Source organism: Marinibaculum pumilum (assembly GCF_042646425.1).
In the GTDB taxonomy this organism is placed as follows: Bacteria; Pseudomonadota; Alphaproteobacteria; order Ferrovibrionales; family Ferrovibrionaceae; genus Marinibaculum; species Marinibaculum pumilum.
In genome coordinates this window covers 25,190-38,600 of the sequence record NZ_JBHRTR010000004.1, presented here as the reverse complement: position 1 = coordinate 38,600, position 13,411 = coordinate 25,190, and the positions used below count along the sequence as shown (strand labels likewise).

The following is a 13,411-nucleotide window of genomic DNA, read 5'->3' as shown; positions in this document are numbered from 1 at the left end:
CGCGGCTTCACCCCTGAGAACTGGGGCGATCCGGCGCGCCGGCCAGCATCGCCCTGTCCGCAGGCGCGGCAACCCGGCTCTCGCCCTGCAGGAACAGGGCGGCGGCATGGATCAGGCCGGCGGCCCGCATCCGCTCGGCCGCCTGCAGGCCGCGCTCCAGGGCATCCGCCACCTCGGCCGCCGCCAGCCGGCCGCAACCGGTGACCACAGGCCGGTCGCCCAGGTCGCTGTCCGGATCCAGCTCCCGGGCCGGCACGCGGCGGATCGCGGCATGGCCCGGCAGGTCGACCGCATTGCCCAGCAGGGTCGCCGCGACGTCGGCGGCGCCGGCACGGTCCGCCAGCACGGTCACCGCCTCCGCGATGCCCAGCGAGAAGCTGCGGCCGCCGCGCCCGCTGGTCGCGACACCCCGCACAGGATCCGCAGCCTCGATGCGGACCCGGCCATGGCCGCCGCCATCCTCCACCCGCGCCACGGCCAGGTCGAAGCGCTGCCCCGCCGCGAGGTACAGGGCGATATCGCCGCCATTGTTGACATAGGCCCGTGCCGGCGGCCGCCCGGCGGCATCGAGCGCGGCGAGAATCGCGGTCAGCACCTCCTCCGCCACCGACCCGGCAACCGCCGCCATCGGCGTGACGAACAGGCCGGCAGCGGCATGGGGGCGGACCGCCGCTTCCATCCGGCGGGCGATGGCGCCGGCGAAGCTGCGCCCCTCCGGCGGGCAGGGCGAACGGAGCGCCGGCAGTTCGCCCACCAGCTCCGCCAGCACGGTGGCGAACCGGGCCTGCGCGGCGGCATAGGCGGCCTGCCGGTCGCCGTCGACGTCGATGATCAGGTCGATCGGCCCGTGCTGCAGGTGCAGCCGCCGCCCGTCGGGCAGCAGCGCCGCGGCGGGGCCGGTCATGCCGGCAATGTCGGGGGATGGGGCTGCATGGGTCGATCCTAGGCGTTCCGGCGGGCCCGGGCGACAGGCGCAGGGCCGCCATGCGCGGCGCGTCCGGGTGCCGGGGTGGCACATGCCGGCGAGGACGGCGAGAATGCGCGGCAGCGCAGCCTTCCTTCCGACCGGAGCCAGCATGAACGAACAGACGACCCGTTCCGCTGAGAGCAGCCCCCAGATCGCCCGCCAGATTGCCCCGCTGAAGTTCGGGGTGGGGCAGCCCGTGTCCCGGAAGGAGGACCCGATCCTCCTCACCGGGCAGGGGCGCTATACCGACGACCTGTCGATGCCGGGCCAGGCCTGGGCGGCGGTGCTGCGCGCGCCGGTCGCGCATGGCCGGATCGTGCGGCTGGACACGGCGGCGGCGGGGGCCCTGCCCGGCGTGCTGGCAGTCTATACCGCCGCCGACATGGACGCGGCCGGCTACAAGGGGTTCCGCTGCGGCCTGCCGCTGAAAAGCGCCGACGGCACGCCGCTGTTCGCGCCGTCGCGCCCGCTGATGGCGACCGACAGGGTGCGCTTCGTGGGCGAGGCGGTGGCGATGGCCGTGGCCGAGAGCGAAGCCGCCGCCCTGGACGCGCTGGAGGCGATCGAGCTGGAGATCGAGCCGCTGCCGGCCGCCACCGACCCGGCGGCGGCGATGGCGGAGGGCGCCGCCGCCCTGCACGACGATTGCCCGGGCAATGTCTGCCTGGACTGGCGCTATGGCGATGGCGCGGCGGCCGAGAAGGCCTTTGCCGCGGCCGCCCATATCGCCCGGGTGCGGCTGGAAAACGGCCGCCTGGCGGTGGCACCGATGGAGCCGCGCGCCGCGCTCGGCCTGTGGGACGCGGAAGCCGGCCGCTACGTGCTGCATGCCGGCTGCCAGGGCGCCTTCGGCCTGCGCGCCGGGCTCGCCGCGCAGCTGGACGTGAAGCCGGAGCAGGTCCGCGTCCTGGTCGGCCATGTCGGCGGCTCCTTCGGCATGAAGGCGGCCGCCTATCCCGAATACATCATGGTGCTGCACGCGGCGAAGGCGCTGGGCCGGCCGGTAAAGTGGCGGGATGCGCGCAGCGACAGCTTCCTGTCCGACCTGGGCGGCCGCGCCACCGTGATCGAGGGCGCGCTGGCGCTGGATTCCGAGGGCCGCTTCCTGGCGGTGCGGGTGCACCACCTGGCGGCGATGGGCGCCTGGCTCTCCGCCATGGGCCCGGCAATGCCCAGCGTGAACATGCAGAAGAACCTGCCGGGCCCCTACGCCACCCCGGTGATGGACATCCGCACCACCTGCGTCTTCACCAATACCGGCCCGATCGGTCCCTATCGGGGCGCCGGCCGGCCGGAAGCCAACTATGTCATGGAGCGGCTGATCGACCAGGCGGTGCGGGAGACCGGGCACGACCCTGTGGCGATCCGCCGCCGCAACCTGGTCGCGCCGGAAGCCATCCCCTATGCCGCGCCGTCGGGCCTGACCTACGATTCCGGCGATTTCGGCCATCTGCTGGAGGCCGGGCTGGCGCGGTCGGACTGGGACGGCTTCGACGGCCGCAGGGCCGAGAGCGCCGCGCGTGGACTGCTGCGCGGGCGTGGCATGGCCTGCTACCTGGAGGTGACCGCCCCGCCGGGCAAGGAGATGGGCGGCATCCGCTTCGAGGCGGACGGCAGGGTCAGCCTGGTGACCGGCACCCTGGACTATGGCCAGGGCCATGCCTCCGCCTTCGCCCAGGTGGTGGGCGACCGGCTGGGCATCCCGTTCGAGCTGATGGACCTGGTGCAGGGCGACAGCGACCAGCTGATCACCGGCGGCGGTACCGGCGGCTCGCGCTCCATCATGGCCAGCGGCAAGGCACTGCTCGCCGCCGCCGACCGGGTGGAGGAGAATGGCCGCGCCCTGGCTGCCCATGTCCTGGAGGCGGCGATCGCCGACATCGTCTTCGAACCGGAGGGCCTGGGCGGGACGTCAGGCAATCCAGGCATGGGTGGCTTCCGCATCGCCGGCACCGACCGCTTCGTCGGCCTCATGGACCTGGCAGCCTGGCTGCGGGAGGCGCAGGCCGGCGGCACCGCCCTGCCGGAGGCGGTGCCGGACAGCCTGGATGCGGCGCTGGCCGACGACAGCCCGCCGATGGCCTTCCCCAATGGCTGCCATGTCTGCGAGCTGGAGATCGACCCGGAGACCGGCACGGTGCGGATCGACCGCTACACCGCGGTGGACGATTTCGGCACCGTCATCAACCCGATGCTGGCGGAGGGACAGGTCCATGGCGGCATCGTGCAGGGCATCGGCCAATGCCTGACGGAACGCATGGTCTATGACGGCGAGGGCCAGCTGCTGTCCGGTTCCTTCATGGACTATGCCCTGCCGCGCGCCGATCTTGTCCCGCGCTTCGACATCGCCTTCCACCCGGTGCCGGCCACCAGTAATCCGCTTGGCGCCAAGGGCTGCGGCGAGGCCGGGGTCAGCGGCTCGCTGCCCGCGGTGATGAATGCGGTGAACGACGCCCTGGCGAGCCGCGGCGCCGGCCCGGTGGACATGCCTGCCACGCCTGAGCGCATCTGGGCGGCGCTGGCCGGCCCGCGCGGGTGACGGGCGCGGCGCCCCGCCCCGGTCGACATCCGGCCCGTCGTCGGGCATGATATTGTTAACAAATCAACGACAGCCATAGGGGAGGATGGGCCGATAACCGAAGGCAGCGCAAAGGCAGAACCCGCGGCCACGGCCGTGCCGCCGCCCGACCCGTCGATTCCGACCTGGGACATCGACCCCTATGACCCGGCCGTGCTGTGCGACCCCGTCCCCTATTACGATGCGCTGCGCCGCAAGGGTCCGCTGGTCTGGCTCGACCGCTACGGCATCTTCGCCGCCGGCCGGCATCCCGAGGTGCAGGAGATTTTCTCCGACTGGCAGCGCTTCGTCTCCTCCCGCGGGGTCGGGCTGACCGACTTCAAGACGGAAACGCCCTGGCGGCAGCCGAGCATCGTTCTGGAGGTCGACCCGCCGGCCCATACCCGCACGCGTGCCGTCCTCACCCGGGCGCTGTCGCCGCGCGCGGTCGCGCGACTGAAGGAGAGTTTCCAGGCGGAGGCCGACGCCCTGGTCGACCGGCTGGTCGCGAAAGGGGAGTTCGATGCCGTGCCGGACCTGGCCGAGGCCTTTCCCCTGAAGGTCTTTCCGGATGCGGTGGGCATCGCGCCCGAGGGTCGCGAGATGCTGCTGACCTACGGCGCCATGGTGTTCAACGCGCTGGGGCCGGACAATGCGATCCGTCGCGCGGCACTGGCGGAGGCGCCGCGGGTGACGGCATGGATCGCGGCGCGCTGCGAGCGCGCGGCGATCACCGGCGACGGCTTCGCCGCCGCCATCTATGCCGCCGCCGACAACGGCGAGCTGAGCGAGGAGGAATGCGGCCTGCTGGTGCGCTCCCTGCTGTCCGCCGGGGTCGATACCACGGTGAACGGCCTGGCCAGTGCGGTCTGGTGCCTGGCGAACAGCCCGACGCAGTTCGCTGCTCTGCGCGCCGACCCGAAGCTGGCCCGCCCCTGCTTCGAGGAGGTGCTGCGCATGACCTCGCCGGTGCATTCCTTCTGCCGGACCGCGAACCAGGATACGGAGGTTTCCGGCGTGCCGATCCCGGAGGGATCCAAGATCCTCTGCGTGCTTGCAGCGGCGAACCTGGACCCCGACCATTGGCCGGACGCGGCGCGCTTCGACATCGCCCGCCGGCCGGTCGGCCATGTCGCCTTCGGCACCGGCGTGCATGGCTGCGTCGGCCAGTCGGTCGCGCGACAGGAGGCGGAGGCGGTACTCTCCGCCCTCGCCCGCAAAGTCGGCCGGATCGAACCGGCCGGCCCCGCGGTCTGGCGGCCCAACAATTCGGTGCGCGGCCTGGGCAGCCTGCCGGTCCGCTTCGCCAGAGTGAACTGACGGTACAGCACAACCGAGGGGCCGGATCCAAAAGGCCCGGATCCAAAAGGCCCGGATGCAAAAGGCTTGGGATCGCAGGAGATGGGGAGCAGCGGAAACGATGGTGAAGGTGGTCTATGTCGCCGATGACGGCACCCGGAACGAGGTCGATGCGCAGCCCGGCATCAGCCTCATGCAGACGGCAATCACGCAGGGTATCGACGGCATCGTCGGCGAATGCGGCGGGTCCGCCATGTGCGCGACCTGCCATGTCTATGTGGATCCGGACTGGATCGACCGGCTGCCGCCGCGCAGCGACGTTGAGGAGGAGATGCTGGAATGCACGGTGAGCGCGCGGAAGGACAACAGCCGCCTGTCCTGCCAGATCACGGCCGGGCCGGAGATCGACGGCATCGTGGTGCATATGCCGCCGGAGCAGATCTGATCGCGGGGGGAGCCGGACGGTGGCGCTGAGCGAGATCGTCATCGTCGGCGCCGGCCAGGCCGGTCTGCAGACCGCGGCCAGCCTGCGGCAGTTCGGCTATGAGGGGCGCATCCGCCTGGTCGGCGAGGAGAAGGGGCTGCCCTATCAGCGGCCGCCGCTGTCCAAGGCCTTCCTGAAGGCGGACAGCGACCCGGAGAGCCTGGCCCTGCGCAACCGGGACTTCTTCGAGAAGCAGAAGATCGAGCTGCTGGACGGCGAGAGGGTCGCGTCGATCGACCGCCAGGCCGGCGCCGTGGAGCTCGCTTCCGGCGGCCGCCTCGACTACGACCGCCTCGTCCTGGCGACCGGGGCGCGCAACCGCGCCCTGCCGGTGCCGGGCGGCGACCATCCCGACCTGCTGGAGCTGCGCAGCCTGGACCATGCCCTGGCGGTGCGCGACCGGCTGGGCAGTGCCGGCAGCATCGCCATCGTCGGCGGCGGCTATATCGGCCTGGAGATCGCGGCAACGGCCCGTGGCCGCGGGCTGGATGTCACCGTTGTCGAGGCGATGGACCGGCTGATGCCGCGCACCGCCTCACCCGCCTTGTCGGCCCATGTCGAAGGGGTCCATCGCGGCCATGGCGTCGGCCTGCGGCTGGGCGAAGGGGTGGCGCGGATCGCCACCGATGGCGAGGGCCGGATCGCCGGGGTGGAGACGGCGGCCGGCGGCCTGATCGCGGCGGAACTGGTGCTGGTCGGCATCGGCATCCTGCCGAACGACGCGCTCGCCGCCGCCGCCGGCCTGGAGACCGACAACGGCATCGTCGTGGATTCCTGCCTGCGGACGGCGGATCCGTCGATCTTCGCCCTCGGCGACTGCGCCGCCTTTCCCGCGCCCGACTTCGGCGGCGGCGCCCTGCCCGGCCGGATCCGCCTGGAATCGGTGCAGAACGCGGTCGACCAGGCAAAATGCGTGGCCCGCAACATCCTGGCGGAGCCCGCGCCCTACAGCGAGGTGCCCTGGTTCTGGAGCGACCAGTTCGACATGAAGATCCAGATCGCCGGCCTGACCGCCGGCAGCGACCGGCAGATCGCCCGCCTGGACGAGGAGAAGGGCCGGCTGACCGTCTACTGCTTCCGCGACGGCCATCTGGCCGGGGTGGAGACGGTCAGCAATCCGGGCGACCACATGGCCTGCCGCCGCCTGATGGCGGAGCGGCTGTCGCCGCAGCCGGCGGAGGTCGAGGCGGCGGGGTTTTCCCTGAAGACCTGGCTGCAGGCGATGCGCGGGCGGGCCGGCGGTGGCTGACCGCCGCCCCCTGCAGCGCGCCGCCGCCGGCGGCAACGAACCCACGGCGCTGCTCGCCGGGCGGCGGATCCTGGACATGGACCGCTATGTCCCGGCCTATTTCGCGATCATCAACAACCGCCTGTCGCGCGGCGCCTCGCGGCTCTACCTGCGCCGCTTCGGGATCGGCGTCACCGAATGGCGGCTGGTTGCGATGCTGGCGCTGGAGCCCGACATCCCGGCCGCCCGCGCCTGCGAATATCTGGGCATGGACAAGGCGCTGGTCAGCCGCGCCCTGCGCCGCCTCGACAGCCTTGGCCACCTGAAGGCGGGCAGCAACGGCCGCCGCCGCACCTGGCGCCTCAGCGAACGCGGCGAGGCGCTGTACGACGAGATCCTGGACGTCGCCCTGCAGCGCGAAGCGCGCCTCCTCGCCGGCGTCAGCCCGGCGCAGAAGGAGGCCTTCCTGGCCGTGGCCCGCCAGATGATGGCCAACCTGCCGCTGGTGGAGGACGGCGACGCGGCAGGCTAGTGCCGGCGGGGCCCGGAGCCGGACCGTCCCGCGCTGGGCCCTGCGGAACGCTTCAGTCGACATCTCCCAGCCGGCGCACCGGCTTGCCGGCGGCCAGGTTCGCCTCGATCTCCTCCAGGCTGCGGCCGCGGGTCTCCGGCACCAGGACCCAGACGAAGACGAAGGCGATGGCGCAGATCGCGGCGAACAGGGCGAAGACGCCGGACATGCCGATCGCCGCCGCCAGCGGCAGGAAGGCGACGGAGACGATCGCGTTCACCCCCCAAGCCATCGCCGCGGCGATCCCCATGCCCAGGCTGCGCACCCGCGCCGGGAAGACCTCCGCCATCACCACGTAGGGCAGCGGCCCCAGGCTGATCGCGAAGGCGATGATGAAGACCGCCAGCGCCGCCACCGCCACGCCGTGCCAGACCGGATCGTCGGAGGCCAAGGCCGGCACCATCAGCGCCATCGCCAGGGTCATCGGCACCAGCCCGCCCAGCAGCAGCGGCCGCCGCCCCGCCCGGTCGACCAGCCACATCGCCAGCACGGTGGCCGCGACATTGACCGCGCCGATGCCGGCGGTCGCCAGGATCGGCCCCATCGTGCCGCTGAATCCCACCGTCTCGAAGATGGTGGGGGAGTAGTACAGGATTACGTCGATGCCGGAGAGGTTGGTGAAGGCGAACAGCCCGGCGGCGATCACCATCACCGGCAGCACCCGCGGGCCCAGCAGCTCCGCCCAGCGCGCGGTGCTGCCGCGGGTCGCCAGGATCTGCGCCACCTCCTCGTCCGCCCAGTGGCTGCCGTGGATACGGTGGAAGACCGCGCGCGCCGGCACCTCCCGCCCCTTCAGCACCAGCCAGCGCGGGCTTTCCGGCAGCGGCAGCATGCCGAGTGCCAGCAGCGCGCCGGGCAGCGCGGTCAGGCCCAGCATCATGCGCCAGTCGCCGCTGTCGGCGAAGGCGATGTTCGCCAGATAGCCCAGCAGGATGCCGATCGTCAGGGCCAGCTGGAAGCCGGTGATCAGCGCCCCCCGCCACTTCGCCGGCGCCGTCTCCCCCACATAGAGCGGCGCCACCATGGTGGCCGCGCCGATCGCCAGGCCGGCGCCGCTGCGCCACAGGATCAGCTGCCAGGCCGCGTCGGAGACCGCCATGCCCAGGCCGCAGGCCAGGAACAGCAGGCCGGTGGCGATCAGGGTCGGCTTCTGCCCGATGCGGCTGGACAGCGGGCCGCTGGCGATCGCGCCGACGAAGCCGCCGATCAGGATGCAGCCGACCACCAGCCCGCGCAGGAAGGGCGCCTGCTGCAGCCCGAACTCTGTGGCGATCGGATCCTCCGCGCCGGCGATCACGCCGGTGGCATAGCCGACGACCAGGCCCGACAGCGCGGCGACAAGGGCGATCAGCCCGGAAAGCAGGCTCATGACAGGCGGCTCGCGATCAGATGTGCCGGCGGTGCAGGACCGCCGCTCAGCGCCCCGGCATCAGGACGGCAGCGACCTTCTCGAAGGCGGTGGCGATATCGTCGACATCCTTGTCGGTCAGGCAGGAGGCGATGGCCAGCAGCGCGCCCCGGTCGTGATAATCGTCGCAGACCGGCAGGGTGCCGCGGGCGTAGGAGATCTCCTCGTGGAAGGCATTGGCCGGATGGCTCCAGGGGAAGCCGTCAGGGGAGATCGCGCGCTTGTGCACCAGGCTGGGCACGTTGAAGTACCAGTGCAGGCCCCACTGCTTCATGGTCACGCAGGCGAGGCTGCCCTCCGGCCCCTTCACCCCTTCCGCCTGCACCGCGGCGACCACCCTGTCGGCGGTGGCGCTGTCGGGGAACAGCATCAGGAGGAACGGCCCGCTGTCGCCGGCCGGGTCGAGGATGGTGCGCATCTCGATGCCGGGCAGCGCCGCGAGGCGGTCCCGGATCTGCCACTTGGCGGTGCGCATGGCGCCGGTGATGCGGTCCAGCTTGCGCAGCTGCGCCAGCGCCATCGCGCCCGACAGCTCCGACATGCGGGCGCCGACGCCCCACAGCTGGTAGGCCTCGTCCGTCGGGTCCAGGCGGCCGGCGGCGGTGCGCGCATAGCCCAGGTCGTGCACGGCGAAGGCGCGCTTGTAGAGATGTTCGTCGTCGCAGACGATCAGCCCGCCCTCGCCCGAGGTCATGTTCTTGTTCTGCTGGAAGCTGAAGATCGCCATGTCGCCGAAGCCGCCGCTGGGCGTGCCGTTCAGGCTGGCGCCGGCGGCCTGCGCGCAATCCTCCAGCAGGTAGACGCCGCGGGCATTGGCGATCTTGCGCACCTGGTCGATGCGGCCGGGCGCGCCCGACATGTTGACGTAGAGGATCGCCTTCGACCGGTCGTTCAGCTTCGCCTGCAGGTCCTTCGGGCAGATGCAGAAGGTGTCGTCGATATCGACCAGCCGGGGAATGCCGCCCAGCCGCACGACGGCGGACAGGCAGCTGACCCACATATAGCCGGGCACCAGCACCTCGTCGCCGGGGCCGACGCCCATCGCCGCCAGGCAGATATGCAGTGCCTGGGTGCCGCAATTGACCGCCAGCGCGTGGCGCCGCTTCAGCCGCGCGGCCCATTCCGATTCGAGGCTGTCGACCATGTGCTGCGGGTCGGCGCCGTAGTAGCGGAACGGGCTCTGCGCCCGCACCACTTTGGTCACCAGCTCCTCTTCCTCCTGGCCGATCCAGTGCGCGCCCGGCAGTTCCCAGGGCAGCGGCGCGGTGCGGACCGGCGTGCCGCCGTTGATGGCGAGATCGGCATTGGTGCTGGGCTTGGCGGACATGGTCTGGACCTCGGTCTCTGGTCGGCCCGATCACGGATCGGGCGGTTTCGGTGCGGGTGCGCCCCGCTTCGCCGCGCAGCGCAAAACTAGCATCGAACGCTGTAATCCATCACTCTTTCAGCATGAACGCGGCAAAAAAGGGCCGCATTTGCGGCTATGGTGCGGAGCATCCGGAGCCGCAGCCGGGCATGCAAAAAAGGCGGGGCAGCCGCCGGGGCGGCATGCAAATGCCACAGGCAGGGGGAATAGCGGGATGCTGATATTCGTGGCGCTGATCGCCGCCGTCGCCGGATTCCTGTTCGGCTTCGACGAAGGCGTGATCTCGGGCGCAGAGATCTTCCTGCGCAAGGATTTCGACTATGGCGCCACCCTGGAAGGGGTGATGACTTCCGCCGTGCCGCTGGGCGCGCTGTTCGGCGCCATCGTCACCGGCCGGCTGACGGAGCGTTTCGGCCGGCGGCGGATCCTGATGCTGGCGGCTTTGCTGTTCGTCGGCGGAGCGCTGGTCTCCGCCCTCACGCCGGGCATCTGGGTGCTGGTCCTGGCACGCCTGCTGCTGGGCCTGGCGATCGGCATCGCCGCCATCGTCGCCCCCCTCTATCTGTCGGAGACGGCGCCCACCCACCGGCGCGGGGTGATGATCTCCGCCTACCAGCTGCTGGTGACGGTCGGCATCCTGTCCGCCTACCTGGTCAACCTGGCGCTGGCGGAGTGGGAAGCCTGGCGCTGGATGTTCGCGGCCGGGATGGTGCCGGCGATCGTCCTGCTGCTGGGCGCCTGGCGGCTGCCCGAAAGCCCGCGCTGGCTGGCGCTGAAGGGCCGGACGGAGGAGGCGCGCGCCGTCCTCGCCAGCCTGCGCAGGGACGTGCCCGCCGCTGACCTGGCGGCGGAGGCGGAGCAGATCCTGGCCACGGCGCAGGCCGACCAGGGCCATAGCAATGCCTGGGGCCGGCTGTTCGCCGCCGCCGTGCGGCCGGCAGTGGTGGTGGCGATGGGGCTGTTCTTCCTGCAGCAGCTCTCCGGCATCAACGCCGTGATCTACTACGCGCCGAAGATCTTCGACGGCACCGGCTTCTCCGGCACCACCGCGCAGCTTCTGGCCACCGTCGGCGTCGGCATCGTCAACGTGGTGATGACCCTGGTGGCGATGTGGCTGATCGACCGGGCCGGCCGCCGCCGGCTGCTGTTGATCGGCTTCGCCGGCACCGCCCTGGGCCTCGTGCTGCTGGCCGTCTCGGCGATGATGGTCGCGCAGGGGGTCGAAGTCGAAGGCGCCTGGGACAGCCCCGAATATCTCGGCTTCATCGGCGTGGTGATCTATATCGCCGCCTTCGCCATCGCGCTCGGCCCGATCCCCTACGTGATGATGTCGGAGATCTACCCGATGGACGTGCGCGGCCCCGGCATGGCCATGGCCTCGATCGCGAACTGGGGCTTCAACTATATCGTGGTGCTGCTGTTCCCGATCGCCCTGGCCGGCGTCGGGCTGGACGTCACCTTCTTCTTCTTCGCCGCGATCTGCGTCCTGGGCTTCCTGTTCACCCTGGCCCTGGTGCCGGAGACGAAGGGGATCAGCCTGGAGGCGATCGAACGCCATCTCTATGCCGGGCGGCCGCTGCGCCGCATCGGCGACAGCTGAGGGGCCCCCGATGGCCGACGATACCGCCCGCCGGGCACTGGTCCTTTCGCTGCTGGAGCGCAGCCCCTATCGCCGCGGACTGCGCCCCCATGGCGACGAGGTGGCCCGGGTCGCCATCGCCAACGACCAGCTGCGGGGCGCGATGGACGAGATCATCGCCGACCCCGACTATGCCAGCCTGGGCCGCATCGACGGCAGGCGGCTGAAGCGCCAGAAGGCCTTGATCGAGCATATGCTGGAGTGGGTCTATTTCGCCTCCAGCGATTTCGTGGAGCGTGCGAAACGTGGCTGAGGACCGGATCTACGACTATGTCATCGTCGGCACCGGCGCCGGCGGCGGCATCCTGGCCCACCAGCTGGCCAAGGCCGGGCTGGACGTCCTGTCGGTGGAACAGGGCCCCCGCCTGCCGGCGGACTATTTCACCGAGGTCAACCCGCCGGGCGCCCGCAAGGACTGGGGCATCCGGTCCCATATGACTTTCCCCGGCGATTCCCGGGATGCGATCTTCCGGCACGAGCTGTTCGCGGATGGCGAAAACCGGTCGAGCTCCCGCAGCGCGGAACGATCCTTCCTGTCCTACCAGCTGATGGCGGTGGGCGGCCTGCAGAACCTGTGGAACGGCGTCTCGGTGCGCTTTGCGCCGCAGGACTTCGGCAGCTGGCCGATCGGCTATGACGACCTGGCCGACGACTATGGCGCGACCGAGGAACTGATCACCGTCTGCGGCACGGCGGAAGGCATCCCCGGCCTGCCGGACGGGCATTTCATCCCGCCGAAGCCGCTGCGCCCCGCGGACCGGATGGTGATCGACGCCATCGACCGCATGGGCAGGCCCGACACCTGGGTGATCCCGAACCGCAAGGCGATCGAGACCCGTGCCGGCCGGGCGAATGCCTGCATCTCCACCGGCATCTGCACCTCCGGCTGCATGACCGGGGCGGTCTACAAGTTCCCCACCCGCCTGCTGCCGGAGATCGAGCATCTGCCGAACTATGCCCTGCGCACCGGGCTGAAGGCGGTACGGCTGCAGCGCCGCGACGGATCGGCGGAGATCGAGAGCCTCGTCTGCCGCGACACCGAAAGCGGCGAGGAGGTCGTGATCCGCGGCCGCACCTTCATCCTCTCCGCCGGCGCGATCGAGACGCCGCGCCTGCTGTTCAACTCCCGCGACGATGCCGCGCCGAACGGCCTGGCCAATTCCTCCGGTGCGCTGGGCCGCTACCTGCAGGACAATGCCAAGGTGGCGCTGTCCACCGCCCTGTGGAAGCTGTGGGGCAAGCCGGCCGCGCCCGATATCGGCTATGGCGACCTCTTGATCCTGCTGTCGAAGGACACATTGCCGGACGGCTCGGAATTCAGCTTCTGCGGCCATGCGATCCAGACCGTGCTGGACACGCCCTACTACCTGGAGGGGCTGCAGACGGCACCGGCGGCGATGCGCCCCTGGCTGGCACGCAAGCTGTTCAACGCCTACCTGACCCTGGCGGTGTTCGCGCCAGGCGATCCGGACCCGGAAAACCGGCTGACCCCGTCGGCCGACCGCGACCGGTTCGGCGTAGCCCAGGTCGATATCGCCTACCGCTATTCGGAGCGCACCCTGGCGCAGCTCGACAAGATGGAGGTCTTCGTCCGCCAGGCGCTGCGCCGCTGCTCCGGCACCCTGATCTATGGCGGCCGCGACCGGCCGGGCACCGGCATCCACTATGCCGGCACCAGCCGCATGTCGGCGCTGCCGCAGGACGGGGTGGTGGACGCGAACCTGCGCGCCCACGACCATCCGAACCTCTATCTCTGCGACGGCGGCGTGATCCCGACCCTGCCCGACAAGCACCTGACCCTGACCATCATGACCCTGGCCCACCGCCTGGGCCGGCATCTGGTCGAGCGGGACAGGGCGGCGTAGGAACCCCTCCACCCCGGCCGTCGTCCT

General features: G+C 71.1%; 11 protein-coding genes. 8 read left to right on the top strand and 3 right to left on the bottom strand.

What is annotated here, in order from left to right:
- Positions 1-7: 7 nt before the first annotated feature.
- The gene (locus tag ACFOGJ_RS00625) at positions 8-904 is read right to left on the bottom strand and encodes a UPF0280 family protein (protein ID WP_379897446.1); all 897 of its coding nucleotides are present in this window, start codon (positions 902-904) and stop codon (positions 8-10) included.
- A gap of 172 nt (positions 905-1,076) precedes the next feature.
- Between ACFOGJ_RS00625 and ACFOGJ_RS00620 the strand changes: the two genes are divergently transcribed.
- From ACFOGJ_RS00620 to ACFOGJ_RS00600, 5 genes are all read left to right on the top strand, one after another.
- Complete coding sequence (locus ACFOGJ_RS00620) at positions 1,077-3,506, top strand: xanthine dehydrogenase family protein molybdopterin-binding subunit (protein ID WP_379897445.1); 2,430 nt, start codon at positions 1,077-1,079, stop codon at positions 3,504-3,506.
- 135 nt (positions 3,507-3,641) lie between these two features.
- Positions 3,642-4,844, top strand: coding sequence for a cytochrome P450 (locus tag ACFOGJ_RS00615; protein ID WP_379897444.1), 1,203 nt, complete (start codon positions 3,642-3,644; stop codon positions 4,842-4,844).
- Positions 4,845-4,944: 100 nt separating this feature from the next.
- Positions 4,945-5,268: a 2Fe-2S iron-sulfur cluster-binding protein gene (locus ACFOGJ_RS00610; RefSeq protein ID WP_379897443.1), complete on the top strand. Its 324-nt coding sequence runs from the start codon at positions 4,945-4,947 to the stop codon at positions 5,266-5,268.
- A 19-nt stretch (positions 5,269-5,287) separates the two neighbouring features.
- Complete coding sequence (locus ACFOGJ_RS00605) at positions 5,288-6,556, top strand: NAD(P)/FAD-dependent oxidoreductase (RefSeq protein WP_379897441.1); 1,269 nt, start codon at positions 5,288-5,290, stop codon at positions 6,554-6,556.
- Complete coding sequence (locus ACFOGJ_RS00600) at positions 6,549-7,067, top strand: MarR family winged helix-turn-helix transcriptional regulator (RefSeq protein ID WP_379897440.1); 519 nt, start codon at positions 6,549-6,551, stop codon at positions 7,065-7,067. Before ACFOGJ_RS00605 ends, ACFOGJ_RS00600 begins: the two co-directional genes overlap by 8 nt.
- Before the next feature lie 52 nt (positions 7,068-7,119).
- On the opposite strand, the gene ACFOGJ_RS00595 is transcribed toward ACFOGJ_RS00600, so the two are convergent.
- On the bottom strand, positions 7,120-8,475 hold the full coding sequence (locus ACFOGJ_RS00595) for a sugar porter family MFS transporter (RefSeq protein WP_379897439.1): 1,356 nt from the start codon (positions 8,473-8,475) through the stop codon (positions 7,120-7,122).
- 46 nt (positions 8,476-8,521) lie between these two features.
- Positions 8,522-9,841, bottom strand: a complete 1,320-nt coding sequence (locus ACFOGJ_RS00590; RefSeq protein WP_379897438.1) for a DegT/DnrJ/EryC1/StrS family aminotransferase — start codon at positions 9,839-9,841, stop codon at positions 8,522-8,524.
- Here ACFOGJ_RS00590 and ACFOGJ_RS00585 point away from each other — a divergent pair.
- The 3 genes from ACFOGJ_RS00585 to ACFOGJ_RS00575 are packed head-to-tail and all read left to right on the top strand — an operon-like array spanning position 9,804 to position 13,384.
- Positions 9,804-11,480 (top strand): sugar porter family MFS transporter, encoded by a 1,677-nt coding sequence (locus ACFOGJ_RS00585; protein WP_379897523.1) that lies wholly within the window; start codon positions 9,804-9,806, stop codon positions 11,478-11,480. The genes ACFOGJ_RS00590 and ACFOGJ_RS00585 overlap by 38 nt on opposite strands.
- Positions 11,481-11,490: 10 nt before the next feature.
- Positions 11,491-11,772, top strand: coding sequence for a hypothetical protein (locus tag ACFOGJ_RS00580; RefSeq protein WP_379897437.1), 282 nt, complete (start codon positions 11,491-11,493; stop codon positions 11,770-11,772).
- Positions 11,765-13,384, top strand: a complete 1,620-nt coding sequence (locus tag ACFOGJ_RS00575) for a GMC oxidoreductase (RefSeq protein WP_379897436.1) — start codon at positions 11,765-11,767, stop codon at positions 13,382-13,384. The genes ACFOGJ_RS00580 and ACFOGJ_RS00575 overlap by 8 nt, the downstream gene beginning before the upstream one ends.
- Positions 13,385-13,411: the final 27 nt, after the last annotated feature.

Bases quoted from the DNA above. Each gene is read 5' to 3' on its own strand.
- ACFOGJ_RS00625 (WP_379897446.1), bottom strand. From the start codon at position 904: ATGACCGGCCCCGCCGCGGCGCTGCTGCCCGACGGGCGGCGGCTGCAC.
- ACFOGJ_RS00620 (WP_379897445.1), top strand. From the start codon at position 1,077: ATGAACGAACAGACGACCCGTTCCGCTGAGAGCAGCCCCCAGATCGCC.
- ACFOGJ_RS00610 (WP_379897443.1), top strand. From the start codon at position 4,945: ATGGTGAAGGTGGTCTATGTCGCCGATGACGGCACCCGGAACGAGGTC.
- ACFOGJ_RS00595 (WP_379897439.1), bottom strand. From the start codon at position 8,475: ATGAGCCTGCTTTCCGGGCTGATCGCCCTTGTCGCCGCGCTGTCGGGC.
- ACFOGJ_RS00585 (WP_379897523.1), top strand. From the start codon at position 9,804: ATGGCGAGATCGGCATTGGTGCTGGGCTTGGCGGACATGGTCTGGACC.
- ACFOGJ_RS00590 (WP_379897438.1), bottom strand. From the start codon at position 9,841: ATGTCCGCCAAGCCCAGCACCAATGCCGATCTCGCCATCAACGGCGGC.
- ACFOGJ_RS00580 (WP_379897437.1), top strand. From the start codon at position 11,491: ATGGCCGACGATACCGCCCGCCGGGCACTGGTCCTTTCGCTGCTGGAG.